Source organism: Pseudaminobacter sp. Soil_N_29 (assembly GCF_057656055.1).
On the sequence record NZ_JBDGLC010000001.1, the window covers coordinates 931,507 to 956,841 of the forward strand.

The window sequence follows — 25,335 nt, forward strand, 5'->3', positions numbered from 1 at the left end:
TCCGTTCTTCAGGCCGCGGCAGCCTGGATCTCCTCGCGCATCATGGCAAAGAGGTGCCGCTCGAGTTCCGAGTAGCCGGGCTGGGCCAGCAGGTCCTCTTTCTTCGGAAATCGACGGCCCCGCTTGAATTCGACGCGGATATCGGCCTTCACCCGACCTGGCTGGCCGGTGAAGAAGACGATGCGGTCGGCCAGATAGATCGCTTCCTCGATGTCATGCGTCACCGCCACGACTGTCTTGCGCTCGCGCTCCATGAGTTCGATCATCAGCTCCTGCATTTCCCAGCGCACCTGGGCGTCGAGCGCGCCGAAGGGCTCGTCCATCAGCAGCACGCGCGGGTTCTGGGCGAGGGTCCTGGCCAACGCCACACGCTGCTTCATGCCGCCTGAAAAGCCGCCTGGATAGTCGTCCGCGACCTTCTCCAGCCGCACCAGGCGGAGGAAATCCATGGCACGGGCCTCGCGTTCGACCTTGGGCACGCCGAGAAGTTTCATGCCGTACTCGACGTTCTTGCGCGCTGTGAGCCAGGGAAAGGACGTATAGGCTTGAAACAGCATGCCGCGGTCGGGCCCCGGGCCCGTGATCGGCGTGCTGCCCATGCTGACGCGGCCGCGTGTCGGATGCTCGAGCCCGGCGATGATGCGCAGCATCGTGGTCTTGCCGCAGCCGGAGGGGCCGACGAAGGCGGTAAACTCGTTCTCCCGCAGCTCCAGCGAAATATCCTGCAGCGCGGTGACGGCGCCATTGCCGAAATGCTTGTAGACCCTGCTCGCCTCGATGACCGGAAATGCGGCCTCAATTCCCTGCATTGCATTCATCTCCAGCACCATCACCGCTTGAAAGCCCAGGGCATGGAAAGCCTCGCAACCACCCGGAACAACATGTCGGTGATCACGCCGAGGATACCGATGGTCAGGATGCCGCCCATGATGACATCCACGTTGAGGAAGCGCCCGGCTCTCATCATCACGGCGCCGATGCCGTCCTGCGCGCCGACGATCTCGGCGATAACCAGATAGGTCCAGCTGACCGCGATCATGTTGCGCAGGGAGTCCATGATTGCGGGGGCCGCAGCCGGAACAACGATCCCGATCAGCACCTTGCCGCGGCTCGCCCCCATCGTCAGCGCCGCCTCGATGAACTCGTTGGGAACGGATTCGGTATTGTCGACGATAAGCGCGATCAGAAAGAAGATCACGCCGAGGAAGAGGAGCGCCAGCTTGGAAGTGTCGTTCGGTCCGAACCACACGAGCAGAAGCGGGATGAAGGAAGCCGCGGGCAGATAGCGCCAGGCCGAGACGACGGGCCCCAGCAGCGCCCGCACCGACTTGAAGGAGCCCATGAGCAATCCCACCGGCACGGCGACCAGCGTGGCGAGCGAGAAGCTGGCGAAGACGCGATAGCAACTCTTCACGACGTCGGCGAGGAAGTTCTTCTCCGCAAAGAGCGCATAAAGCGCCGTCAGCACCTGCAGCGGCGACGGGAAGAACTTCTGGTTCACCTCCGAGGTAACGGAATGGGCCAGTTGCCAGACGATGAAGAACGCTGCGACGCCGGTGATGGCGAGCGCCACGGTCTGGGTCGGGCCGGGCTTGGCGCGGAACTCGAGCATTCGTGCCCTGGGCGCCACATGGATCGGCGACGCGTCGAGTTCGATCGGGATTCCGGTTGTCGGAGCAGGGCCTTGCCCGGCGTCCTTCACAACTGAGGCACTCATCGCACGCTCCAGTTCTTCACCTGAACTGCGATGAAGACTGTTCTGCCTCCGCAGATGGGACAACTCCCAATCAGCTGATCATCGGCATTGATCCGATCAATGGTTCGTTGCGTCAGAGTTCGGTTGCGAGGATCTCGTGCACCAGCCGGTCGCGCGCCAAATGGCGTTGTGCGGCGGGGTTGGTGATGACGTAGATGCTGAGCCTCGGCGCGGTATCGTAGCCCAGCAGCGGCGACAATTGGTTTTGAGCCACTGCCTCGGCCGCCAAGCCATCGGGCAAGAAGCAGATCCCAAACCCCAGCTTTGCGAGGCGCATGGCTTCTTCCGGCGAGTCCGACAGCCCGGCGATACGGCTGCCGAGCCCGTGGGTGATGCGGTAGGCGGTAAGCTCGTCGGGCTCGTCATTGCCGGTAAGCACAAAGGGCTCGTCGCGCAGTTCAGAGGGGTCATCGAAGGTCCGACCGAACAACGGGTGCCCACTGCCGCAATAAGGCCGATGCACTTCCTCGAAGAGAAGGTTGTATTCGAGGTCGGCGCGGAAATGGCGCACCGGCGAGAAGCCGATGTCGGACACCTCGCGCAGCAGCGAGCCGGCCACGGCGTCCCATGTGCAGATGTCGATGCTGATCTGAACCTGGGGATGCCGCGTGTGAAAGCCTCGGATAGCGGCGTCCAGCTTCTCGCAAACGATGTTGCCGATCATCTTGATGTTGATGCGGCCAACCAGTTGCTCGGCCAGCTTTTCAATTCGGCTCGGCATGCGCGAGACCATCGCATTCAGCGCCTCGCAGGTCTCGGCCACGATCAAGCCTTCGTCCGTCAAGGAGAAGCCCCCCGGACCGCGGCGGCAGAGCTTGGTGCCCAGATGATCCTCCAGCCGCTTCAGGGCGAGGCTCACGGCCGACTGTTTTCGCGCAATATTTTCAGCGGCCCGGGTAATGCCCTCGGCACTGGCGATCTCGTGAAAGGTGCGAAACAGGTTCCAGTCAATCCTGCGATGAAAACTGGAATTGTCTCTCGTCGCCATTAGCGAGCGACCGTCCGGCGAACAAGACCCACGCTATTCCTCCCCCCGGAAGAGCACACCTGCGGCAAGCAGGTTCTTCAGGGATAATGATGTGGGCCGGCAGGGTCGTCAAGAAACCAAAGCGAAACCGGCCCATGGTGACCCCCATGAACCAGCGGATGTGCCGAGGCCTCGGCGGCTGCGCCGATCTGCTGATGTGCAGCGCCCGTCAGCCCTCGAGCATTTGCGGGGTCAATGATTATGGTTCGAAATTTTGGGGTTTACTAATGCAAGGGTCCAAACAACGCTACCTGACCCACGCAATCCCGACCCCAATCGCAATCGTCGAGGGACCGGTGCCGAATAAGACTGAAACGACCACGCGCTGTCCAAGCTGATAACCAATCTGCTCCCAACTCTGGGGTGTAGTACGACACATGACTACAGGATCATCAGGGGTGGTCGATTGCTGGATCTCGAGACAAGAGCGGCCCCGTTCCGATGGTTCGTTCGTCGCAAAGCACCGCCAGCACCGCAGCTGCAAGCTCGAAGATCTGTCACGTCGCGTCGAAGCGGCGCGCGAGCGCCTGATGGAACTGACGCTTCCGGCGAGAAATATCGGTTCGGCTTTCGAAAAGATCGTTGGTGATTTCTGTATCGGCCTGTCCAGGCGGCACCATCGCATGGAGCGCTACGCAGCACCCCTTCCAATAGATCATATACCAGCGTTTTTCTGCTTGTTGACTTCCTCAATACAACAAAAAACGGGAGATCTTATATGAGCGACCAGAAACGTCAGAACAACAATGTCGCCGGCACAAGAGACGCCGCGATGACCCGCCGCAAGGTCTTGAAAACCGCCGCGGGCGCCGCTGCGGCGGTCACGACATTTTCGATCTTTTCCAGATCCTATGCGGCGGATCAATCGTTGCGGGTGTTGTGTTGGCCCGGTTACGAGGAACGCGGCGTCGTCGAGGAATTCGAGGACACGCACAAGGTCAAGGTCGATTTCAAAATCTATATCGGCGGCGAGCAAATGCTCTCATATTTTTCGCAAACGCCGCGCGGAACTTTCGACGCGATTATAAGCGACTCGGAATATATCGGAAAGCTTCGGGCGCTGAACGCCCTGGAGGCGTTCAGTACTTCCGGCATGCCGGATATCGACAACTATCACCCGAAGCTTCGTAACGTGAAGATGCTGCAGGCGGATGACGGAAAAGTGTGGTCCGTCGTCACCAGGTTCAGTTTCTACGGCATATCCTACAACACGAATATCATTTCGCACGAGGAGGCGCAGGATTGGAACATACTCTTCGAGCCCAAGCTTAAGGGACGCATCGGGGTCTTCGACTGGTATTTGCCGAATATGGGCAATGCGAGCATGGCCGTGCAGCCGAACATCGAGGACCCATATGCCATCTCCGACGAAGCCCTGGAAAAGGTGAGAGAGTGGCTTCTGAAGTTGCGCCCGCAAGTTCTGATGTTTGCAGGTGCGAACCAGCCGCTGGTGCAGGCCATGCTGGCGGAAGACATCTACGCCTCTCCCGTCGGGGATTTCGAGATCGACCTGATCCTGGCGGGACACAAAAACTATAGTTCGACCATCCCGAAGCAGGGCGGCGTGCGCTTTCAGGAAACGGCCGCCCTGTGCGCGCAAGGCCGCAACAAGGACCTCGCGCTTGAATGGATCAAATACATGATGCGGGCCAAAACACAGTCGCAACTGGTCTACACCAATGCGTTCAAGGCCCGGGCACCCAACATGAAGGTCGTTGATTTCTGGAACGATCAGCAACGCGAACTGCTCAGCTACGTGCCTGACCCCAATAATCCCTCGCAACTGCTTGTAGAGACGCTTCTTGAACGAAGCGTGCCGCGCTCGCTGCCGAGCCTTCAGCCTGAGCGGCGATGGATCGATATCTACAATGAGTTCAAGTCGGCATAGGCCGATTTCAAGAGAGGGGGAAAGCGGTGGCGAAAAAGGATCTCGAACTGATCGGCATCACACGGCGTTTCGGCGATTTCGTCGCGTTGGACGGGATCGACCTGGAAGTCGGTCAAGGCGAGTTCATGGCAATCATGGGCCCGAGCGGCTGCGGCAAGACCACGCTGTTGCGGATCATGGCTGGTCTTGAATCGACAACGTCTGGACAGATGTTGTTGAAGGGCCGTGACCTGGCCTCCGTTCCGATACACAGACGACCCACCCGGCTGGTGTGGCAGGACTACGCGCTTTTCCCCCACCTCAACGTATTCGACAATATTGCCTTTGGCCCCAGGCTGGGGCCGCACGTTCCTTCGGAACTTCGTGAAAAAGTCCTCAAGATGGCCGATCTGGTCAGCCTGGAGGGTTTGCTCGATCGTCGGATCAGCCAGCTCTCCGGCGGTCAGAAGCAGCGTGTCGCGCTCGCGCGCGCCATTATAACGGAGCCGGAAATCCTGCTGCTGGACGAGCCCTTGAGCGCCCTCGATGCCCATCTTCGCATAAGGATGCAAGGAGAGCTGAGGCGCCTTCAGCAAGCACTTGGCATCTCTTTCATTTACGTTACGCACAACCAGAATGAGGCTTTCTCCATGGCCGATCGCGTGGCTGTGCTGAACAAGGGCCGCGTCGAGCAGGTGGGTACGCCGGAGGCGATCTACCATCACCCGAGCAGCCGGTTCGTCGCCCAGTTTGTCGGGATGAACAATCTGTTCTCGGGCAAGGTCGCCAATGTCAGCAACAATGTCGCGGAGATCGCCTCGGACTATGGACCCATTCGTGCGGTGACAGGGTCGAAATCGCCGCAAATCGGTGAAACCGTGCATGTGGTGGTCCAAGCCGACAAGATTAGAAGAGCGCCAGCAAACTCATCGAATGAGAACCAGCTCAGTGCAATTTTGAGAGGCAGGGAATTTGCCGGTTCCCACAACGTATATCTTTTTGATCTGCCCGACGGCAATGAAATCAAGATCGTGTCCGAGGACAGCCCCGGAGAACCGCCAGAGAAGTTGTCGGGTGCGCCTTCAACTCTTTATTTCTCGGCACGCGACGCTTTTATCATCGGCTTTCAATAGCCCTCCGGCCTTTGAGGGTGTCCTAGGGTGACAATTCAAGAACAGAACACGACGGTTGCTATGGAAAAAACAGTGATCGTTCCACCTGTCGTCAAAGTGCGGACTCCCAATCAAAGCTGGTTGAAGGAGTTCTGTCTTCTGCCCGCGGTGGCGTGGTACGGCCTGTTCTTTTTCGGGCCGCTTTGTTTTTTTCTCTGGTTCGGCTTCTGGCGGGTGGAAGATTATAGCCCTGTGGCGGACTTCTCCCTGACGAACTATCGCGAAATTCTCGCGAGCATGTTCACGGGCTCACGCTATGCGTGGGGAATTGCCCAGTCGTTGTGGGTGGCTGTGCCGGCCGCGTTGATTGCAACGACATGCACCTATCTGGTCGTTCTTTCCATCGTCTATGGCGTGCCTGCGAGATACCAGCGTCTGGCGCTTCTTCTCACCGTCGCTCCGTTCTGGAGCAGCTATTTGTTGCGGCTTTATGCATGGCAGATAATCCTGGCGCGAGAAGGCGCGATCAATTCCTTTCTGACGACCCTGGGCCTGAGTGAATGGCGCATCTCGCTCATGTACACCCAGATCGCCACAAGGATCGGCCTCATCCATTATGTGACGCCGATATTGATAATCATTCTTTATGTGACGGTTTCGAACATCGACAGGGCGTTGATCGACGTGTCGCGCAACCTCGGCGCGACACGCCTGCAGACGTTTTGGAAGGTCATATTGCCGTTAAGCAAGGTAGGTCTTATCACTTCCGCCAGCTTTGCGACGATCATTTGCCTTGGCGATTTCCTCTCAGGATCATTGCTGGGAGGTGGAGGAGGCACCTCGCTGATCGGTCGGGTTCCGACCTTCCCCGACATGATCATGTCCGAATATGGAAGCTCGTCCAATCTGCCCCGCACCACCGCGATGGCAACTATCCTTGTTGTCATCATGCTGGTTGTTCTTGCAGTTTCACTTCGCCTGATGGGCAAAGATGTGAAGGATAATCGTCGATGACCGAGGATGGCGAACGTAAAGCCTGGATCTTTGCCGCCCGGGTCTGGATCGGCATTTTCCTTCTGTTCCTCTATTTGCCGATATGCATGCTCATTCTGTTTTCGATGCAGAAGAACCAGTTCGCAAGTTTCCCGCTCATGGGATTCAGCACTGAGTGGTATCGGAAGCTGTTCAACGACGGCACGCTCATCACAGCTCTCGGCAACAGCATCATCGTCTCTCCGGCGGCGGCCACCGTAGCTACGATGATCAGCTTTCTCGCGGCTTATGCAATAAATCGCTTCGAGTTCAGGGGGCGAAATCTGCTGACAGGGATATTCATCATGCCGGTATTGATCCCCGGTTTGATTCTGGGTGTTGCGTGTCTCGGCTTGCTGTCGCGCCTTCACTTGAACGGCGAGTTGTACTCGGTTTTCCTTATGCATGTATTGCTCACAACGGCGCCTGCGCTGGCGATCATCCAGTTGCGCCTCTCTCAATTGCCGAGATCGCACGAAGAGGCCGCCTGGGATCTTGGCGCGACCGAATGGCAAGCGCTTCGACGGGTCGTCATACCCTGGGCTTTGCCGGGAATCGTGGGCGGCTGGCTGCTTGCCTTCACCTTCTCCTTTGACGAATTTTTGATCGCGTGGTTCGTGGCCGGGTTTGACCAGACGCTTCCGGTGGCAATTTTTTCCGTGTTGAAAGCGGTTGTCGATCCTTCGCTCAATGCGATCGGTACAATCGTGTTCCTTATATCCGGCATCGTTCTTGTCGGCGTCGAGATATTCGTCCTGCCCTTGGTGTTCGGCCGGGAGCGGGCTGCGAGCCCTTCCTGATGTTGATCTTGCCACGCAACTTGATTGAGGTGTTGAAGGTTATCGCGGGCCGCATGTCGCTGGTGCCGGCGGCGCGAGTTCTTGATTTGAGCACAGCCCCGCCGACTTCTGGAGCGGATTCGCGCGGACGGCGCGGCGTCGCTTCGGCACAAAAAACCGAATCGGCCGCTTCCCCTGAAATGGACGTTCCGGTGACTTAAGCGGACCGGCAGACTGCCCTGAGCCTTTCGATCCGATTGGCGGTGTGCCTCGCAGGTTGGCGCTGCAGGCGGTGCTGGGCACAGGAGGAAACGGCGAACCGCGGCTTCCGCTACAGCTGCAATGCCGCCGCGCGGGCCAGGAAGTCTTCGAACTGCTCTTCAGGCACGAAGGAGCCGCCGGTTGTCCAAAGCACATGCGTGGCCTTGGGCAAACGCTTTTCGATGCCGACGTCTGCACAGAACTTCTTGCCCTCCGGGTGGTTCACCACAAATTCGGGACCGGCAAAGGAGGCGGTTGCCGAGGGCTCGAGGCGCATGCCGAGCGTGGAGTGGGCGAGATATAGCCAGCGGAACAGGTCGTCGTCGGCGACGGTGAAGACGCCCGCCAGCATGTTGCGCATGACGGTTGCCACGAATGCCGACATCCTCGCCACCGCCATGCCGTCGGCTTCGGTCTTGTTGGTCAGCCCGACATCGTAGACGGAAACCAGGTCTTCCGATGCGGTCATGAGCTGGACAAGCGCGCAAGGCGACTGCACCGGCTCGACGAAGAAGCAGTGGACATGATCGCCGAAGACCATCTTGGCGCCGAATGCCACGCCGCCCGGCGCGCCGCCGATGCCACAGGGCAGATAGATGAACAGGGGGTGCTCGGCGTCGACGGGTATTTCCCGGGCCCGAAGCTGCTCGGCCAACTCAAGTGCTGCGACGCTGTAGCCGAGGAAAAGCTGCTGGGACTGCTCGTCGTCGACGAAGTAGATGGTCGGGTCGTTCTCCGCGACGATCCGGGCGTTCTCAACCGCCGTCGTATAGTCGGCCTGATGCTGGACCACCTGCACGCCCAGGCGGGTCAGGCGTTCAACCTTCCACGCCTTGGCATCGGACGACATGTGCACGGTTGCCTTGAACCCGAGCGCGCGCGCGGCGATGCCGACGCTCAATCCGAGATTTCCGGTGCTGCCGACCGCGATCGTGTACTGGGAGAAGAAGGCGCGTGCATCGCTTTCGGCGAGACGGCGAATGTCGTCGCCCGCCTTCAGCAGCCCTTCCCGCTTGGCCAGCTGCTCGGCAAAGGTGAAGACCTCGTACACCCCTCCCCGCGCCTTGACCGAGCCGGCCACCGGCAGGTCGCCGTCTGCCTTGATGAACTGTCGGCCGAACGCCTGCCCGTCATAGCCAAGAGCGGCGCTCAGATCACCCAGATCCACCAGTTCGGAACGGATCGCCCCGCCGCTGGCCTTGAGCTCGGGGAAGCACGTTTCCAGGAGCGGGGCGAGCCTCTGCCAATTGCGCTGCGCATCTTTCACCTGCTCCGGGCGGACGGGAAGCGTCGCGTCGTTGACGGCGCCGGGGCGATAAGATGGATTCGCCCAGAGCGTCGGCTTCGCGTCGAGGACATCTGCGCGGATGGGATGGCTCGGCAACTGGATCGCCATGGCTGCTCTCCTGGTTTCTAGGCGTAGCGGGCGATCGCCAGATCGGTTGCGTCGATATCGGGCTTGCGGCCGCTGACCAGGTCGCTGACGACCCGCGCCGATCCGGTGCTCATGGTCCAGCCAAGCGTGCCGTGACCAGTGTTCAGGAACAGGCCGGCGATCTTCGTGGCGCCGATCACCGGCGTGCCGTCCGGTGTCATCGGTCGCAGGCCCGACCAGAAGGATGCCTTGGAGACATCGCCGCCGGGGAAGAGATCGGTGACGGAATGCTCGAGCGTGCGGCGGCGGGCCAGGCTGAGGTCGTCCGTGTAGCCGGAGATTTCCGCCATGCCGCCTACGCGAATGCGGTCGCCGAGACGCGTGATTGCGATCTTGTAGGTTTCGTCCATCACGGTCGATTCCGGCGCGCGGGACGCATCGGTAATCGGGATGGTAAGCGAGTAGCCCTTGACCGGGTAGACCGGCAGCTGGATGCCCAGCGGCTTGAGGAGGAACGGCGAATAGCTGCCGAGCGCGACGACCACGGCATCGGCCTTCAGCGTTTCGCGATCGGTCACGACACCGCGCACGCGACCGCCTTCGACATCGAGCCTCTTGACCTCAGTGCCATAGAGGAACTGAACGCCGAGTTCAGCCGCCGTGTCGGCCAGTGAGGTGGTGAACTTGAAGCAGTCGCCGGTCTCGTCCTTCGGCGTCAGCAGGCCGCCGACGAATTTGTGGCGCACATGCGCCAGGGCGGGCTCGACGCGGATGCAGCCCTCGCGGTCGAGCACCTCATAGGGAATGCCGTCGGCGGCAAGCGCCGTCACGTCCTTCGCGGAGGCGTCAAGCTGCTGCTGGGTGCGGAAGAGCTGGAGCGTTCCCTGCATCCGCTCGTCATAAGCGATGCCGGTCTCTTCCCGGACCGCGGCAAGCGACACGCGGCTGTAGTCGGCGAGCCGAAGCATGCGGCTCTTGTTGATGGCGTAGCGCTGCGAGGTGCAGTTGCGCAGCATGCTCATCAGCCAGGAAAGCATGGCCGCATCGGCCTTGGGCCTCAGGATGAGAGGCGCATGCTTCATGAAAGTCCACTTGATGGCCTTCTGCGGAATGCCGGGTGCGGCCCAGGGCGAGCAGTAGCCAAAGGAGACCTCGCCCGCGTTGGCGAAGCTCGTCTCCAGTGCCGGCCCTTCCTGGCGGTCGACGACGACGACTTCGTGGCCCGCCTTGGCGAGCTGGTAAGCGGACGTGACGCCGATGACCCCGGCCCCCAGAACGATGACTTTCATGATTCCCTCGATGGACTGTTCGTGCAGATGTCGGTGGGTCGAGCTTGCCGGGACACCGGGCTTGGTCCGGCAGGCCTTGCTAGCCCATCCGCTCCGAAGCGTATGAACCGGGCGACGGCGGGAAGACGACGGTCTTGTCGCCGTTCAGGAACACACGGCCATGGATATGCGCATGGATCGCGCGCGCCAGAACCTGGCTTTCCACGTCGCGTCCGAGGCTCACATAGTCATCGGCGCTTTGTGCGTGGGTGACGCGCACCGTGTCCTGCTCGATGATCGGACCCTCGTCGAGATCGGCGGTCACGTAGTGCGAGGTTGCCCCGATCAGCTTCACGCCGCGTTCGAAGGCCTGCTTGTAGGGGTTGGCGCCCTTGAAGCTGGGCAGGAAGGAATGATGGATGTTGATGATCCGACCGGACATCTTGCGGCACATCTCGTCCGAAAGAACCTGCATGTACCGGGCGAGCACAATGAGTTCGGCCCCCGATTCCTCGACGATGCGCATCTGCGCAGCTTCGGCCTCGGGCTTGTTCTGCTTGGTCACCTTGATGCAGTGAAACGGAATGTCGTGGTTCACCACGACCCGCTGATAGTCCATGTGGTTGGAGATAACGCCCACGATGTCTATGGGCAGCGCACCGATGCGCGAGCGATACAGGAGATCGTTGAGGCAGTGCCCGAAGCGCGAGACCATCAGCAGCACCTTGCGCTTGGCCATTTCGTCGAAGAATTCCGCTTCCGCCTGGTACTTCTGCGCGAGCGGCGCAAAACCCTCGCGCAGCTGCTCCAGCGTGCGCCCCTCTTCGGACTGGAAGCTGACGCGCATGAAATAGCGGCCGGTGGCCGCGTCGTCGAACTGTGCACTGTCGGAGATGTTGCAGCCGTTCTCGGCCAGGTAGGAGGCAATCGCGGCAGTCACGCCGCGGATCGAGGGGCATGTGACGCGCAGTGCAAAGCGGGGGTTTTGGCTGGACATGGACGATATTCCGTATCGGGTGCCGTTCAGGCACAGGGCGCGCGATGGCTCACAACGCAGTTGATCCAGTCTCCGCGGACCAGCCCCGGCCTGGCGTGGCGAATGCCGCGCGCGACGTCAGCCCGCGCGACATTCTCGTTGATCCGGCTACAGCCCGGGACGGTCAGTTCCCGTAGATCGGGAACGCCTCGGCAAGCTGGGTGACCTTGGCCTTGGAAGCTTCAACCACGGAATCGGCATTCCCGGCCGCTTCCGCCTCGATGAGATCGGCGATGACGTTGCCGAGCGTGCGGAACTCGTCTTCCTTCATGCCGCGGGTGGTCGCAGCCGAGACGCCAAGGCGCATGCCGACCCATTCCGGCGGGCGCGGGCTGTCGTTCGGGATCGGGTTCTTGTTGGAGGTGATGTTGGCGCGCGCCAGCACGACTTCCGCCTGCTTTCCGATGAGCCCCTTGGTCGACAGGTCGATCAGCACGATGTGCGTGTCCGTGCCGCCAGAAACGATGCGAATGCCGCGGTTCGACAGCGTCTCGGCCAGCACCTTGGCGTTCGCCTTGACCTGGGCCGCATAGACCTTGAAGTCGTCCTGCAGCGCTTCGCCGAGGCAGATCGCCTTCGCGGCGAGAACCTGGCTGTGGAGCGAGCCCTGCACGCCGGGGAAGACGGCCGACTGCAGCTTCTTGTACCAGTCTTCGTTGTTGGTCAGGATCAGGCCGCCACGCGGGCCGCGCAGCGTCTTGGTCGTGGTGCAGGTGACGATATCGGCATGCGGGAACGGCGAGGGATGCACGCCGCCGGCAACGAGACCCGCAATGTGGGCCATGTCGACCAGGAACCAAGCGCCGACCTTCTTGGCGATCTGGCCCATGCGTTCGAAGTCGAGTTCGCGCGGATAGGCCGACCCGCCAGTGATCAGCAGGGTGGGACGGACTTCCATCGCCACGCGTTCCATCTCGTCGTAGTCGATCACCTCGGTTTCCGGGTTCACGCCGTAGTTGTGTGCCTCGAACCAGCGACCGGAAAGGTTGGCCTTCATTCCGTGCGACAGATGGCCGCCGGCGGCCAGATCAAGCGACAAAACCTTGTCGCCCGGCTTCAGCAGCAGATAAAAGACGGCCAGGTTTGCCTGCGTTCCCGAATGCGGCTGGACGTTGGCGTAGCCGCAATTGAACAGCTCCTTGGCACGGTCGATCGCAGCCTGCTCGACGATGTCGACGAACTCGCCGCCACCGTGGAAACGGTTACCCGGATAGCCCTCGAGCGTCTTGTTGGTCATCTCGTGGCCGAGAGCATCCAGAACCGCGCGGCTGACGATGTTTTCGGACGCGATGAGCTCGATCTGGCTCTGCTGGCGCTTCCTCTCGCCATCCAGCGCCTGGGCAATGAGCGGGTCGCGCTCGGCAACCGAGGCGTTAAAATGGTTTTTCGTATGAACGGTCATGGTTATCTCCGGATACCGCTTGAAGGTATTGAGAGAACCCTAGTGAGTTCCTTGATCCAGAAAAAGTTAATAATCTTTGCATATGCGTTCTGATTTGCTAATGATTTTGCGCAGAATGGAGACTGAAGATGGATCTCGCCCGGCTGCGCGCCCTACGCGAATTGTCGATCCGCAAGACCATGGCGGCGGTGGCCGAGGCGCTCTACGTCTCGCCCTCGGCCGTGTCGCAGCAACTTGCCCTCCTGGAAGAAGAGGTCGGCATTGACCTGATCGAGCGCCGCGGCCGCGGGGTCAGCCTGACGCTGGCCGGCCAGCAGCTCGTCGAACGCGCCGAGCGCATTCTTGCCGAACTGGAATCGGCGCGCGCCGACATTGCCGAACTGAAGAAGGTAATTGCCGGCGAATTGCGCGTGGCGGCGTTCCCCTCCGTTGCCGCGGCGCTGATACCGGGCACCGTGCGCGAGTTGCTTCAGCTGCATCCCCGACTGATCGTCCAGTTCGACGAGATGGAACCGGCCGAGAGCCTTGCCGCACTGCGCAGCTGGCAGACCGACGTGGCGATCATCGACGATCTGAACGTGCCGCCGGGCGCGCTGGACCCAAATCTCGAAACCATCCCGCTCATGGAAGACATCTTCAATGTGATGGTGTCCAAAGACCACCACCTCGCTGAGCGGCCTACCGTTACCCTGCAGGAACTGCGGAACGAACGCTGGGCGATCGACACGGCTTCCTCGACCTATACGCGGATGCTGACCGATGCCTGCCAGGCGGCGGGCTTCAACCCGCACATCGTGGCGCGCTGCAAGGGATTTGAGGTCACCATTGCGCTCATCCGCGAGAATTACGGCATCTCCATGCTGCCTGGGCTGCGCGCAAGCAACGACCTCGAGGATGTATGGGTCTGCAAGGTGGTGCCCGAAATCCGGCGCAAGATCTCGCTGGCGTTCCGCAAAGGCGAAAAGCGCAGCCCTGCCCTGCAGGCCTTTATTGCGCAGATCGAAGGTCGGGCCAGGCCCCTGAATTGACGCAAAGGCAAGGCAGTCAACGCGCCAGTTGGCTTTCGGCTCGCGGTGGCCCCACGGCGATTGCCCATCTTTTCTAAACTGTAAGTCAAGGAGAATTAAGTAGACCTGAATATACCGCATTTCTATCCTGCGGCGGTCGATTGATGGGCGCGCTTGCGGGAGGAACCTCAACAGCGAAAATAGGCCAGATGGCGGAAGCCGCTTGCTTCAAGAACGGCTGATGGCCGCCGTTGCCTATCGCCCTTTCAATTCTACGCCACGATGCAGCCATACTGCGTGTCCACGCACATTTTCGTCATATGGGAAGGAATGCGATGAAACTTATGAAAATCCTGGCGGCCGGCGCGTTTGCCGGGCTTGCCTTTGCCGCCACCCAGGCGTCGGCGTCGGTGCTGGATACCGTCAAGCAGCGCGGGTCGCTGAACTGCGGCACCGACAATACTGCGCCGGGCTTTGGCTATCTGAACACCACGACGGGCCAGATGGAAGGCCTGGACGTCGACTTCTGCAAGGCCGTCGCCGCTGCGGTCCTGGGCGACGCCTCGAAGGTCAAGTTCGTCACCGTTACCGACAAGAGCCGCTTCGACGCCGTGCTGACCAACCAGGTCGACGTCGTTTTCGCGCACACCACCATGAAGCCGGCGCGCGAGTCGTCGATTGCGATCGACTTCCTGCCGATCAACTTCTACGACGGCACTGGCATCATGGTGAAGGCCGACAGCGGCGTGACGGAGTTCGCCGATCTCGACGGCGCCACCATCTGCACGACGCAGGGCTCCGCCACCGAGACGGTTCTGACCGGCGCCTTCAAGGCACGCGGCTGGAAGAACTCCAAGGTTCTGACCTATGAGAACCTCGAGAAGCTGTTCGCAGCCCTGAACTCGGGCCGCTGCAACGCGATGAGCACCGACAAGTCGGCACTCGCCGCCTGGGCCGGCAACTCGCCGAACCCGGCCGACTACGTGATCCTTCCCGACACGCTCGACAAGTCGCCGTTTGCCGGTTTCGTCGCCGCCAACGACTCCAAGTGGCGCAACGCGCTGCGCTGGATCAGCTTCGGCCTGTTCCAGGCGGAAGAGTCCGGCATCACCCAGGCAAACCTCGATGAACAGCTGAAGAGCGAAGATCCATTCGTCCAGAAGTTCCTCGGCGTGGGCGCCGGCTATGGCAAGGACTTCGGCCTTCCGGAAGACTTCGTCGCCCAGGCCATCAAGGCCGTCGGCAACTACGGCGAAATCTACGATCGCAACCTCGGCCCGAACACCACGATGTATCTGGACCGCAAGGGCACCCCGAACGCGCTTTGGACGCAGGGCGGCGCGATCTACTCGCCCCTCTGGAACTGATCCAACACATGCTCGCTGAGGCGGAACTTCCGCCTCAGCGACTCTGAGAAAGCGTTTGGTACTTCGATATGACCATTGAACAAACGGATGCGTACCATCTCCCCGCAAATGATGGTTCGCGGCGGCGGCGGCGCAATCGGCTCAGGCACGAAGCCATTCAGCTCGCTATCATCGCTGCAGCCATCGGATTGGTTGCAATCTTTGCCGTTGCCGTCAAAGAAGGTCTGGCAAGACACGGCATCAAGTTCAGCTTCTCGTTCCTCCTGGACGCCGCCGGCTTCGACATCAGCGAAGGCAAGACCTTTGTCTTCGACGGAAGCTTCTGGCCCGGCTTCACCGATTTCACGGCGGACCTTTCGGTCGCGCAGGCCTTTGTCAGCGGCCTCGTAAACACGATCAAGATCGCCATTCTCGCCATTGTGCTGAGCACGGTGCTCGGAACGCTCCTTGGCGTCGGCCGGCTCTCCACCAACTGGGTGGTGCGCAATATTTCATTCTGGTGCGTCGAGTTCGTCCGCAACACGCCGCTGCTCATCCAGCTCGTGTTCTGGTATTTCGCGGTTGTGCTGCATTTTCCGCCGCTGGCTGCCGCAGCCAAGCTCTATGGCGGCATCATCATCAGCCAGCAGGGCCTCTATTTTCCGGTTCCCGTCTGGGCGGGTGAAGGTTCCTGGGTGGCGCTTGCACTACTGGCCGCAGCCCTGGTTACCGCCGCAGGAGCGATCTTCAACCCGCGCGTGAAGCTGCGGTGGATCTGCGCGGCTTCGGCGCTGGCGCTGTTCTGCCTCATGCTGGCCACCGGCGCGGTTGTACTCGACTATCCGATCGCCTCGAAGTTCCAGGCCCATGGCGGCACAAGCATAAGCCCCGAAATGGCGGCCTTGCTGCTGGCGATCGTCGTCAACAGCGCGGCCTACATCGCCGAGATCGTGCGCGGCGCCATCGACGCGCTGCCAAAGGGCCAGTGGGAGGCCGCAGCCTCTCTTGGAATGAGCCGGCGCCACACCGTGAACGACATCATCCTCCCGCAGGTCTTCCGCGTCGTGCTGCCCTCCTTCGGCAACCAGTACATCAGCCTGACCAAGAACACCGCGCTTGGAATTGCGATCGGCTATCCGGAACTCTTCAACATCTACGGAACCATCGCAAACCAGACCGGCCATAGCCTTGAGGGCATCATCATCGTCATGGTTTCCTATCTGATCCTGAGCTGGATCATCAGCGCGCTCGTCTCCTGGGCCGACAAACGTCTCACCGGCCAGGGGGCTGCGCGATGATCGCCAAATCGCTGAAATGGTCCCGGCATAACCTCTTCGGAAAGCCGTTTGACGCACTGCTGTCGCTGATCGTGATCCCGGGCGGCCTCTGGTTCATATATCAGGCGGTCGCGTGGGTTCTGACGAAGGCGCAGTGGGACATCATCCCGCAAAGCCTGCGCGTGTTGATGATCGGCATCTACCCCGCCGACCAGGCCTGGCGCGCATGGACCACCGTGATCATCGTCGGCGCGCTGCTGGGTGCCGCACTCGGCTGTGTCTTTGCCTTCCGGCGCCGCCATGCCGCATTTGTGGCGGTCGCCCTCCTCGCGGTGTTGTTCCTGACGGCCGAAGGCGATTTCACGAACTCGATGTTCCTCTTCGCCACGATCGCGATTTCGGTCGGCGGGTGGATACTCACGTCTCACTACCCCCCCGTCAGGCGCGCGCTGGTGCCGGCAAGCTTCGTCGGCCTCATCGCAATATTCGCGGTGCTGGCCCCGCCCGGCGTCGGCCTCTGGGGCGGCCTGCTGCTGAGCGCGCTCATCACTCTGGTGACGTCCATCGTGACGCTGCCGATCGGCATTTTGCTGGCATTCGGGCGCCGTAGCCGCCTGTCCAGCGTGCGGTTGATCTGCACCGCCTATATCGAGGTCATGCGCTCTGTGCCGCTGATCCTGGTCGTCTACTGGATCTGGATCCTGATGCCGGTGCTGGCGCCCCAATGGGGCCTGGCTGACGTTGCCCGCGGCATGATCGGCTTCACCGTGTTCTATTCCGCCTATGTCGCCGAATATGTGCGCAGCGGCCTGCAGGCGGTGCCTCGCGGCCAGACGGAAGCCGCGCGCTCGCTCGGCATGAGCGAGTTGGACATCAATCGCTACATCGTGCTTCCGCAGGCGATCCGGGTGGTGGTGCCGCCGCTGGTGGGCAACGTGCTGGATATCTTCAACGCAGCGCCGCTGGTGTTCATCATCGGGCTCACGGATTTCCTTCGGGCCGGACAGATGATCCTTGCCAATCCTCAGTACGGTGACCGCACCTACGAGGTCTACTCGTTCCTGTTCGTGGCGTATTTCCTTGTGGGCTCCCTGATCACCTTTGTGGCCCGCAAGCTCGAAGCCCATCTTGCAAGAGGCACCCGATGAGCGGCCTCAACCCCAATGGAGTCAATTCAATGAACGCCATCGTTGAAATGAAAGGTCTGAACAAGTTCTACGGCACGCATCACGTGCTGAAGGACATCGACCTTTCCGTCGCGCGCGGCGAAGTTGTGGTGGTGCTCGGTGCGAGCGGTTCCGGCAAGTCCACCCTGATCCGCTGCGTGAACGGCCTGGAGATGTACCAGAACGGCAGCCTGCGGGTCGACGGCTTCCAGATGCCGGTGGAAGAGGATCGCAAGCTCGGCGGTGAGCGCGAACTCGCCGCCATCCGCAAGGGCGTGGGCATGGTCTTCCAGCAGTTCAACCTCTTTCCGCACAAGACGGTGCTGGAGAACATCACGATTGCGCCGATGCGCGTGCGCAAGAAGTCGAAGGCGGAAGCCGAGGCGACCGCCCGCAGCCTGCTCGAACAGGTCGGCCTGACCGCCCATGCGCACAAATATCCGGCGCAGCTCTCCGGCGGCCAGCAGCAGCGCGTCGCTATCGCCCGGTCGCTGGCGATGCAACCTCATCTGATGCTGTTCGACGAGCCGACTTCCGCGCTCGACCCCGAAATGGTCGGTGAAGTGCTGGACGTCATGCGCAAACTTGCGGCGGACGGCATGACCATGATGATCGTTACCCACGAAATGGGCTTCGCGCGCGAGGTTGCAGACCGCATCGTGTATATCGACCAGGGCGCGATCCTGGAGATAGCCAAGCCGGACGAGTTCTTCACCCAGCCCAAGAACGAACGCGCGCAGTCGTTCCTCAGCCGCGTACTCAAGCATTAAGTGCGGAGATGTCAGGTTGAATTCTGTCCGGATAACTTCGCGCTAAAGTTTAGGACTGCTGCGACGCATGGGTGCCTGGCCGGTAACGGCTTGGCAATACGCGATTGCTCCGATGCGATCCAGAAGAAAGGTCATCCTCCAACGTCGAGGACACGCCCGTCCTCTTCGCTAAAGTAACTGGCGCGACCATGTCCCCAGCATAGTCACCCGTGACGTCTGCTTCCACGAGTTCATCTTGCATGGCAGATCGCGCTTCGATCCGCGGGATTGCGATGAGGCCACCTATTTCAAGCCGGCCGGTGAAACCCCGGAGGAGGCCGCCGCGGAATTCTGCAGGCGCTCGTAGCCATTCCTTGCCAACACCTGTAGTCTGATCCAGCAAGCAATGGAGTTGGCGCTTGAAAGGGCACATCGCGGCAGCGATTTCGCGCGAGGCGTGCCCACGTAGCGTCTCCCGGTCGGCGACCGGGTCGCTTGGCTTAGCTTCCATGGGCCGTTGCAGCCGAGGTTACAATGGACATCAACCAGTTCCTTTACCTTCCGCTTGCGCCTGCATTGTTCGTCGTTCTCGTTGTGGTTGGTTTCCTTGTATTGGTCCTCGGCCTGATAAGGCGCGCTTATCGGCAACTGGGCCTCAGTCCAGCCCAAGCCATGCTCTTGCTGATCGGTTCCCTGATCGGAAGCTGCATCAACATTCCCCTCACGGTGATTTCGACGGATTCCGTCATGGCGGATCAAATGGTCGAATTCTTCGGCATGCGCTATCCAATCCCGCCACCAACGGACTGGGGTGGCACCGTGCTCGCGATAAATGTGGGTGGAGCGATCATTCCGGTGGTCATGTCCGTATTTCTGCTCATTCGATGGCGGCTTTGGTTTGCCGGGCTGTTGGCGACGGCCGTGGTGTCCGCGATCTGTTACTGGTTCTCGTCCGCCGTCCCGGGGATGGGGATAGCCGTACCGGTGTTCATCCCGGCGATAGCAGCGACGGTTTTGGCGCTGCTGCTGTCACGCCAGAGCGCCGCACCGCTTGCTTACATCGCCGGGTCGCTGGGCACATTGATCGGGGGCGATTTGCTCAATTATGGGCAGCTTGCCGAACTCGGTGCTCCCATTTTGTCGATCGGTGGCGCGGGAACCTTCGATGCTGTTTTCCTGACAGGTGTCATTGCGGTACTGATCACCGGCATTTCACCGCGGAGGGAGGACACGGGTCCAACAGCCTCCTGAAAGCAATCCGGCCGCTCATCGCAGCTAGCGGCGCGGAGCCGTCAGGCACAGCTTCCACTGAAGAATCTGCTTCAGGCCGACTGCGGCCACGGCTCAATGGAAATTTCGCCCCTTGAAACTGATGGGGGCTGCTCGACTGAACGGGGCAAATTTGTGCGCCGACGCTCCCAGCTACGGCATCGCAATTGAACGCCAATTATATGAAGTCTCCCGAATAGGTTAAATGCCCGTTTATCCGGCTTCGAAGCATTCCCGGAAATACGCAGAGGACTTTCTTGCCTCCTCGCGCATGTTTGGTGTGCGGCAGTGCCTCATCCACTTTTGGGGGCTCTCCTTTTTGGAGAGTCACCCTTCCGGTCAGGGCGAGATATAAATTTGTTTATCTTGGTGACTCCTCGCTGGGTATGCCAGGACAGCAGTCGGCGCAGATTGCGAGCGAAAAGCTAGTCCGAACTTTAGCACATGCCGACGAATTGTCGCGTAGGGGACGTCTTCCAAGAATTCTTTGACGTAGCGATAGATGCTTTTGGCGTCAAAAGAGACGTCTAAGCTGGCGATCGACAACAGCATTCAACAACATCGCAATCGTGGAGAACCAGAGGATGTGGCGAGGCAATCACAGCTCTATATCCGCTGAGAGCCAGCTCCAGATCCCACACAGTGCAGAACGGTCGCACATCAACAAGTCTTCGCGCTGGATAACTGCAAAGCCTCATCTCAAGTCACTCTTTACATTACTGCTGACTGGCCGCCTGCGGCTCATCCCACAAGTCGAGACTTATCCGCGTGTTGTTGCATTCGCCCAGACCTATGCAGGACGAGTGGCCCTGCTATGCATATTCGGACTTTTGCTCTTCCCCACAAAATACCCGTGGCAATTCATGGTCGTGGGGACTGCTGCTTGCGCCTATGCTGGACAGTACCGTCGCTGGGCTTTGACCGCCATTACCCTCCTGTTTCTGGGCTTTCAATCATATAAGTTAGAGAATTTCACTGTCTTCGCTTCCGTTTTGGCCTTTTCGATAGGTCTGATCTTCCTAACCTGCCGCTTCCGCCAATTCCTGATCTTCCGCTGGCCTGTCTTATACCTGCATGTCTTGGTCATAGCCCTGGTGATGGTTGCCGCGACAGGGGTTCTCAACGGCACTGCTCAAGGCTTGCTGTGGCCGTTCTTGTTCGCACTGTGCGGGTCCTTCTTTTTCCTTGCGTATGCCCTGCGTGACCAGGGCAGCAAGGATCGATGGCCTGTTCTCGCTCAACTCGGAACTATCCACCCTTTTTGGGGAGGGACATCCACTCCCTTTGGAAAGGGGGCGGCGTACTTGCGAAAAGTGGAGGCCGCCAATGCAGACGATCTGGCAATCACTCAGATAAAGGCAGTGAAGCTGCTCGCGTGGGTCTACGTCTTGAAGGCCATATCTGTTGCGTTCGGTTATGTGTCTCACGATGCTATGCACATACCGTTCTACCAGGATGCATTCGAACGCCATGCAGCGGGTATGCCTTACCCATGGTACCTGTCTTCGCTGGCCCTGATCACGTACTTTTTTGAAGCCCTGATGGGTCTGGCGATCGCCGGTCATATGATCGTTGCGTGCGCCCGAATGGCTGGCTTCCGCCTGTTGAGAAATACTTACCGGCCCTTGGCGTCCCGCACCATCGCCGAGTTCTGGAACAGGTATTATTTCTATTTCAAAGAACTACTTGTGGAGTTCTATTATTATCCGACGTTCTTCCAGTGCTTCAAGCGGCACAAGCGAATCCGGCTTCTCTTCGCGACCTTCATGGCCGCAGGCGTCGGAAATGCTTTCTATCATTTCATCCGCGACATTGAATACGTACAGAGCATGGGCTTGTTGAATGCCGTCGCGGGATATCAGACATACCTATTCTATTGCGTGGTGCTGTCAGCGGGGATCGGTGTTTCCCAACTGCGGCCACGCAAGGATCCGGCGACCATGAACGCGTTCCGCAGACATGTGCTCGCCCCGTTAGGGGTCGCAACGTTCTTCTGCATACTTCTCATCTTCAGCGATGAAGATCGTCAGTACTCCCTGGCCCAACATTTCTCCTTCCTGTTCCATCTCTTTGGGGGTTAGTCATGGATGCAAGCGTGCGTGAGAAGCTTCGAGCTTTCGTCAGAGAGCGGCTGCCGGAAAGTAGAAGTCGGCACCCTTTCGATGACTCCGATTCATTGTTCTTATCCGGGCAACTAAGTTCATACGACGCGGTCGAACTCATCCTGTTTATGGAGGCTGAGTTCGGGGTCGACTTGGCTGGCGCCGACTTCGACCAGATGCTGCTTGATACGATCGACTCAATCACGGAACTCGTCGGCACCTACGGCAATAAAGGCCTCCTCGCCGCCGGAAGCGGTACAAGGATAGGCCTGCCATAGACGCTGCCCGGACAAAGGATCCATGAACGGAACCAATGCGATGAGCTATCTCGTCCATCACCTCGTTCAAAGCGCAGCACACTGTCATGCTACCCGTCCTGCAGTGAGCTATCAGGGGCAGTCTGTTGACTATGATGATCTTTGGCACCGGGTCGAAAGCATTGCGCGAGGTTTTTTCGGATTAGGGCTGAAGCGGGGAGACCGCATCGGCATCTACTTGGAGAAGCGCTTCGAGACAGTGATCTCTATTTTCGCCACGGCCGCTGCAGGATGCGTCTTCGTTCCAATCAATCCGATCCTGAGATCGCGGCAGGTCGCCTATATTCTGAGCGACTGCAATATACGCCTCTTGGTGACGTCACAAGCACGGGCTGCCGAGCTGGCGGAAGACTTGGCGACATGCCCTGATCTCGTGTTTGTCTTGACGGTTGACGGTGTGGGGCCTGCACAGAATGGCATCAGACCCACTATGGTGACATGGGACGAGGCCTCCGCAATCCGAAAGGACGGCCCGCTTGGCCAGATGATTGACAGCGATATGGCAGCAATCCTCTACACGTCCGGGAGTACAGGGAAACCCAAGGGCGTCGTGCTGTCCCACCGCAATATCGTGGCAGGCGCAAGAAGCGTGAGTTCCTACCTGGAAAATTGTGCTGATGACCGGATTTTGTCTGTCCTTCCCCTTAGCTTCGATGCCGGTTTGAGCCAGCTCACAACCGCATTCGAGGTGGGTGCTTGCGTGGTCCTTCACAATTACATGTTGCCCGGATCAGTGGTGCGGGCATGTGCAGAGGAAAAGATTACCGGCATCATCGGCGTGCCCCCGCTCTGGATCCAGCTTGCGGAGCTTGATTGGCCGCAAGCTGCCACCCAGAACGTCCGCTATTTCGCCAATACAGGCGGCCGCATGCCACGCGCCGTGCTCGACCGTTTGAGGGCTGTGCTGCCGAAGGCAAGACCCTACCTGATGTATGGCCTGACCGAGGCGTTCCGATCAACCTATCTCGATCCGGCAGAGATCGACCGTCGCCCGGATTCGATCGGCAAGGCCATTCCTAACGCAGAGATCCTCGTCGTCCGTCCTGATGGCACTCTGTGTGAGCCCGACGAGGAAGGCGAACTGGTACATCGCGGCGCACTCGTATCAATGGGCTACTGGAACGACCCCGAGCGCACCGCAGAGCGCTTCAGACCGGCGCCAGGACAGACATCTCGGTTGTGCCTGTCGGAAATAGCAGTCTGGTCGGGCGACCGCGTTCGCCGCGACACCGAAGGTTTCCTGTATTTTGTCGGCCGTCAGGACGAAATGATCAAGACCTCCGGGTATCGTGTCAGCCCGACAGAAGTCGAAGAATTCCTTTATTCCACCGGGGACGTCGGCGCTGCGGCCGCACTCGGTGTTCCTCATCCCCGACTGGGCCAAGCCATCGTGGTGGTTGCAACACCGCCCAGCGATGGGCAGTTGGATAAAGACATGCTGCTGCGCAAATGCCGACGCAGCATGCCTCAGTACATGGTGCCACTTACAGTTGTCGAGCGGGAGGAACTGCCCCGAAATTCAAATGGAAAGATCGATCGAAAGCTTTTGGCAGCCGAATTCATCAACTCATTTGAGTGAGGTATTGGATGAATGAAACTAGACCTGAGATGCACCCGACCATCAGCACCTTTGCAAGGCATGATGGCTGTCTCCATGTCGGAGGAGTTCCCCTGACACGGCTCGCTGATCGGGTCGGACAAACACCCTTCTTCGTCTATGATCGCTCGCTACTCAATCGACGAATTCAAGCTCTACGCACGCACCTTCCTGATGAAGTTGCGCTTCACTACGCCATAAAGGCCAATCCAATGCCTGCAGTTGTTCAGCACCTGGCTGGCTTGGTTGATGGCTTCGACGTGGCATCTGGCCTGGAACTTAAGACGGCGCTGGATACACCGATGCCTGCCAAGCACATCGGATTTGCCGGACCTGGCAAGTCGGTGGAGGAACTTGCACAGGCCGTCGCAGCCGATGTGGTCATTGAGGTGGAGTCCCTGGGCGAGATTGGCAGGATTGCTGAATTGGCCAGACGTCAACGCTTGCGCCCGCGCATCGCCATACGCGTCAACCCCGATTTCGAGTTGAAAGGCGCAGGCATGCGCATGGGCGGTGGGCCGCGCCAGTTCGGTATCGACGCTGAGCAGGTCCCGCAGGCGATGATCGAGGTCGCCCACTCGGATCTCGAGTTCATTGGCTTTCACATCTTCGCCGGCTCGCAGAACTTGCGCTCAGATATTCTGCAGCAGGTGCAAGAGCAAACTATCGATCTGGCGATTGCCTTGTCCCAGCATGCCTCCGCGCCAGTCCGCTACCTTAATATCGGCGGTGGGTTTGGCATTCCTTATTTCACCTCCGACACGCCCCTCGACGTACATTCAGTCGGCAAGAATCTCGGACGGCTAATCCGCGAGCGGCTGAGGCCAGCGTTGCCTGAGGCTCGGGTGATCATGGAACTTGGTCGCTATATTGTAGGCGAGGCTGGATTGTATGTGACCCGCATCATTGATCGCAAGGTGTCGCGGGGTCAGATTTTTCTGGTCACCGACGGTGGCCTCCATCATCAACTGGCCGCATCAGGCAACTTTGGCCAATTGATTCGGCGCAACTATCCCGTCGCCATAGGCAACCGTATGGACCAGCCAGAAAAAGAGAAAGCGAGCATCGTCGGCTGTTTGTGCACTCCGCTTGATTTACTTGCAGATCGAGAGTACCTGCCAACTGCGGAGGTTGGCGATCTCATAGTTGTCTTCCAGTCTGGCGCCTATGGCCTGACGGCTAGTCCTGTCAACTTCTTAAGCCATCCTCTCCCCCCTGAAATTCTGGTTTAAAACTGCATAGACCCCGGCCATCCGAGCTCTAACCAATGTCTCCATGCGGTTGGGACCTGTCGCGTCCGGCGCAGCAGTCATTGGCCTGAAGCAGGTAGATCGGCCCCGCCAGATACAACAGATTGACCGCAAAACTGATCAGGCCCGCGACATAATAATAATGTCGCAACTGATGGTCGACGCCCCTTAACTCCAGGTTCCTGATCATCACCGCCCGCTACGCCCCAGCCAACTGCTACGTGAGACTTGCGGAGGATTGACCATACACAACCGGCGGCATGGCGCCGCCCATCAACGGAGAAGGCCGTGGTCGACCATCTCGCCTGACAATTGGGAAGCCCCGCGTCCAGCAAGTCGT

The 25,335-nt window shown here is 59.7% G+C and carries 22 protein-coding genes; 14 read left to right on the forward strand and 8 right to left on the reverse strand.

Annotated elements, in window-relative coordinates; all coding sequences use genetic code 11:
* Positions 1–8 precede the first annotated feature (8 nt).
* The 4 genes from AC3A4H_RS04435 to AC3A4H_RS04450 form a co-directional block, all read right to left on the reverse strand.
* Positions 9–809 (reverse strand): ABC transporter ATP-binding protein, encoded by an 801-nt coding sequence (locus tag AC3A4H_RS04435; RefSeq protein ID WP_487765592.1) that lies wholly within the window; start codon positions 807–809, stop codon positions 9–11.
* Positions 810–829: 20 nt separating this feature from the next.
* Complete coding sequence (locus AC3A4H_RS04440; RefSeq protein WP_487765593.1) at positions 830–1,717, reverse strand: ABC transporter permease; 888 nt, start codon at positions 1,715–1,717, stop codon at positions 830–832.
* A gap of 112 nt (positions 1,718–1,829) precedes the next feature.
* Positions 1,830–2,744 carry a LysR family transcriptional regulator gene (locus AC3A4H_RS04445; RefSeq protein WP_487765594.1) on the reverse strand — a complete coding sequence of 305 codons (915 nt, stop codon included), beginning with the start codon at positions 2,742–2,744 and terminating at the stop codon, positions 1,830–1,832.
* Between the two features lie 536 nt (positions 2,745–3,280).
* Positions 3,281–3,442: a hypothetical protein gene (locus AC3A4H_RS04450; RefSeq protein ID WP_487765595.1), complete on the reverse strand. Its 162-nt coding sequence runs from the start codon at positions 3,440–3,442 to the stop codon at positions 3,281–3,283.
* Between the two features lie 59 nt (positions 3,443–3,501).
* On the opposite strand from AC3A4H_RS04450, the gene AC3A4H_RS04455 reads away from it, so the two are divergent.
* From AC3A4H_RS04455 to AC3A4H_RS04470, 4 genes are read left to right on the forward strand one after another with little or no spacing between them, the layout of a single operon-like run.
* Complete coding sequence (locus AC3A4H_RS04455) at positions 3,502–4,671, forward strand: ABC transporter substrate-binding protein (protein WP_487765596.1); 1,170 nt, start codon at positions 3,502–3,504, stop codon at positions 4,669–4,671.
* A 26-nt stretch (positions 4,672–4,697) separates the two neighbouring features.
* Complete coding sequence (locus AC3A4H_RS04460; protein WP_487765597.1) at positions 4,698–5,783, forward strand: ABC transporter ATP-binding protein; 1,086 nt, start codon at positions 4,698–4,700, stop codon at positions 5,781–5,783.
* Between the two features lie 27 nt (positions 5,784–5,810).
* A complete protein-coding gene (locus tag AC3A4H_RS04465) occupies positions 5,811–6,776 on the forward strand; it encodes an ABC transporter permease (RefSeq protein ID WP_487765598.1) in 966 nt (321 codons plus the stop codon).
* Positions 6,773–7,594 carry an ABC transporter permease gene (locus tag AC3A4H_RS04470; RefSeq protein WP_487765599.1) on the forward strand — a complete coding sequence of 274 codons (822 nt, stop codon included), beginning with the start codon at positions 6,773–6,775 and terminating at the stop codon, positions 7,592–7,594. The genes AC3A4H_RS04465 and AC3A4H_RS04470 overlap by 4 nt, the downstream gene beginning before the upstream one ends.
* Positions 7,595–7,904: 310 nt before the next feature.
* On the opposite strand, the gene dsdA is transcribed toward AC3A4H_RS04470, so the two are convergent.
* The 4 genes from dsdA to AC3A4H_RS04490 all read right to left on the reverse strand — a co-directional run bounded on the left by dsdA (position 7,905) and on the right by AC3A4H_RS04490 (position 12,915).
* Positions 7,905–9,230: a D-serine ammonia-lyase gene (gene dsdA / locus AC3A4H_RS04475; RefSeq protein ID WP_487765600.1), complete on the reverse strand. Its 1,326-nt coding sequence runs from the start codon at positions 9,228–9,230 to the stop codon at positions 7,905–7,907.
* Positions 9,231–9,247: 17 nt separating this feature from the next.
* Entirely contained in the window at positions 9,248–10,498 is a 1,251-nt protein-coding gene (locus AC3A4H_RS04480; protein ID WP_487765601.1) for a D-amino acid dehydrogenase, read from the reverse strand.
* A gap of 79 nt (positions 10,499–10,577) precedes the next feature.
* Entirely contained in the window at positions 10,578–11,474 is an 897-nt protein-coding gene (gene purU / locus AC3A4H_RS04485) for a formyltetrahydrofolate deformylase (protein ID WP_487765602.1), read from the reverse strand.
* 163 nt (positions 11,475–11,637) lie between these two features.
* A complete protein-coding gene (locus AC3A4H_RS04490) occupies positions 11,638–12,915 on the reverse strand; it encodes a serine hydroxymethyltransferase (RefSeq protein ID WP_487765603.1) in 1,278 nt (425 codons plus the stop codon).
* Between the two features lie 128 nt (positions 12,916–13,043).
* On the opposite strand from AC3A4H_RS04490, the gene AC3A4H_RS04495 reads away from it, so the two are divergent.
* From AC3A4H_RS04495 to AC3A4H_RS04540, 10 genes are all read left to right on the forward strand, one after another.
* A complete protein-coding gene (locus tag AC3A4H_RS04495; protein WP_348781034.1) occupies positions 13,044–13,943 on the forward strand; it encodes a LysR family transcriptional regulator in 900 nt (299 codons plus the stop codon).
* Positions 13,944–14,257: 314 nt separating this feature from the next.
* Positions 14,258–15,289: a transporter substrate-binding domain-containing protein gene (locus AC3A4H_RS04500; RefSeq protein ID WP_487765604.1), complete on the forward strand. Its 1,032-nt coding sequence runs from the start codon at positions 14,258–14,260 to the stop codon at positions 15,287–15,289.
* Positions 15,290–15,357: 68 nt separating this feature from the next.
* Entirely contained in the window at positions 15,358–16,566 is a 1,209-nt protein-coding gene (locus tag AC3A4H_RS04505; protein WP_487765605.1) for an ABC transporter permease subunit, read from the forward strand.
* Positions 16,563–17,693 carry an amino acid ABC transporter permease gene (locus AC3A4H_RS04510; RefSeq protein ID WP_487765606.1) on the forward strand — a complete coding sequence of 377 codons (1,131 nt, stop codon included), beginning with the start codon at positions 16,563–16,565 and terminating at the stop codon, positions 17,691–17,693. Before AC3A4H_RS04505 ends, AC3A4H_RS04510 begins: the two co-directional genes overlap by 4 nt.
* Positions 17,694–17,722: 29 nt before the next feature.
* Entirely contained in the window at positions 17,723–18,481 is a 759-nt protein-coding gene (locus tag AC3A4H_RS04515; protein ID WP_487765607.1) for an amino acid ABC transporter ATP-binding protein, read from the forward strand.
* Between the two features lie 513 nt (positions 18,482–18,994).
* Complete coding sequence (locus AC3A4H_RS04520) at positions 18,995–19,711, forward strand: DUF1614 domain-containing protein (protein ID WP_487765608.1); 717 nt, start codon at positions 18,995–18,997, stop codon at positions 19,709–19,711.
* 602 nt (positions 19,712–20,313) lie between these two features.
* The gene (locus AC3A4H_RS04525; protein ID WP_487765609.1) at positions 20,314–21,810 is read left to right on the forward strand and encodes a hypothetical protein; all 1,497 of its coding nucleotides are present in this window, start codon (positions 20,314–20,316) and stop codon (positions 21,808–21,810) included.
* A 2-nt stretch (positions 21,811–21,812) separates the two neighbouring features.
* Positions 21,813–22,109, forward strand: coding sequence for an acyl carrier protein (locus tag AC3A4H_RS04530; RefSeq protein ID WP_487765610.1), 297 nt, complete (start codon positions 21,813–21,815; stop codon positions 22,107–22,109).
* Positions 22,110–22,131: 22 nt separating this feature from the next.
* Positions 22,132–23,727 (forward strand): acyl-CoA ligase (AMP-forming), exosortase A system-associated, encoded by a 1,596-nt coding sequence (locus AC3A4H_RS04535; RefSeq protein ID WP_487765611.1) that lies wholly within the window; start codon positions 22,132–22,134, stop codon positions 23,725–23,727.
* Between the two features lie 29 nt (positions 23,728–23,756).
* Positions 23,757–24,977, forward strand: coding sequence for a pyridoxal-dependent decarboxylase, exosortase A system-associated (locus AC3A4H_RS04540; RefSeq protein ID WP_487765612.1), 1,221 nt, complete (start codon positions 23,757–23,759; stop codon positions 24,975–24,977).
* Positions 24,978–25,335 lie beyond the last annotated feature (358 nt).

Coding starts and splice junctions, on each gene's coding strand:
- AC3A4H_RS04435 (WP_487765592.1), bottom strand. CDS start 809: ATGCAGGGAATTGAGGCCGCATTTCCGGTCATCGAGGCGAGCAGGGTC.
- AC3A4H_RS04440 (WP_487765593.1), bottom strand. CDS start 1,717: ATGAGTGCCTCAGTTGTGAAGGACGCCGGGCAAGGCCCTGCTCCGACA.
- AC3A4H_RS04445 (WP_487765594.1), bottom strand. CDS start 2,744: ATGGCGACGAGAGACAATTCCAGTTTTCATCGCAGGATTGACTGGAAC.
- AC3A4H_RS04450 (WP_487765595.1), bottom strand. CDS start 3,442: ATGATCTATTGGAAGGGGTGCTGCGTAGCGCTCCATGCGATGGTGCCG.
- AC3A4H_RS04455 (WP_487765596.1), top strand. CDS start 3,502: ATGAGCGACCAGAAACGTCAGAACAACAATGTCGCCGGCACAAGAGAC.
- AC3A4H_RS04470 (WP_487765599.1), top strand. CDS start 6,773: ATGACCGAGGATGGCGAACGTAAAGCCTGGATCTTTGCCGCCCGGGTC.
- dsdA (WP_487765600.1), bottom strand. CDS start 9,230: ATGGCGATCCAGTTGCCGAGCCATCCCATCCGCGCAGATGTCCTCGAC.
- AC3A4H_RS04480 (WP_487765601.1), bottom strand. CDS start 10,498: ATGAAAGTCATCGTTCTGGGGGCCGGGGTCATCGGCGTCACGTCCGCT.
- purU (WP_487765602.1), bottom strand. CDS start 11,474: ATGTCCAGCCAAAACCCCCGCTTTGCACTGCGCGTCACATGCCCCTCG.
- AC3A4H_RS04490 (WP_487765603.1), bottom strand. CDS start 12,915: ATGACCGTTCATACGAAAAACCATTTTAACGCCTCGGTTGCCGAGCGC.
- AC3A4H_RS04495 (WP_348781034.1), top strand. CDS start 13,044: ATGGATCTCGCCCGGCTGCGCGCCCTACGCGAATTGTCGATCCGCAAG.
- AC3A4H_RS04500 (WP_487765604.1), top strand. CDS start 14,258: ATGAAACTTATGAAAATCCTGGCGGCCGGCGCGTTTGCCGGGCTTGCC.
- AC3A4H_RS04505 (WP_487765605.1), top strand. CDS start 15,358: ATGACCATTGAACAAACGGATGCGTACCATCTCCCCGCAAATGATGGT.
- AC3A4H_RS04510 (WP_487765606.1), top strand. CDS start 16,563: ATGATCGCCAAATCGCTGAAATGGTCCCGGCATAACCTCTTCGGAAAG.
- AC3A4H_RS04515 (WP_487765607.1), top strand. CDS start 17,723: ATGAACGCCATCGTTGAAATGAAAGGTCTGAACAAGTTCTACGGCACG.
- AC3A4H_RS04520 (WP_487765608.1), top strand. CDS start 18,995: ATGGACATCAACCAGTTCCTTTACCTTCCGCTTGCGCCTGCATTGTTC.
- AC3A4H_RS04525 (WP_487765609.1), top strand. CDS start 20,314: ATGTGGCGAGGCAATCACAGCTCTATATCCGCTGAGAGCCAGCTCCAG.
- AC3A4H_RS04530 (WP_487765610.1), top strand. CDS start 21,813: ATGGATGCAAGCGTGCGTGAGAAGCTTCGAGCTTTCGTCAGAGAGCGG.
- AC3A4H_RS04535 (WP_487765611.1), top strand. CDS start 22,132: ATGAACGGAACCAATGCGATGAGCTATCTCGTCCATCACCTCGTTCAA.
- AC3A4H_RS04540 (WP_487765612.1), top strand. CDS start 23,757: ATGCACCCGACCATCAGCACCTTTGCAAGGCATGATGGCTGTCTCCAT.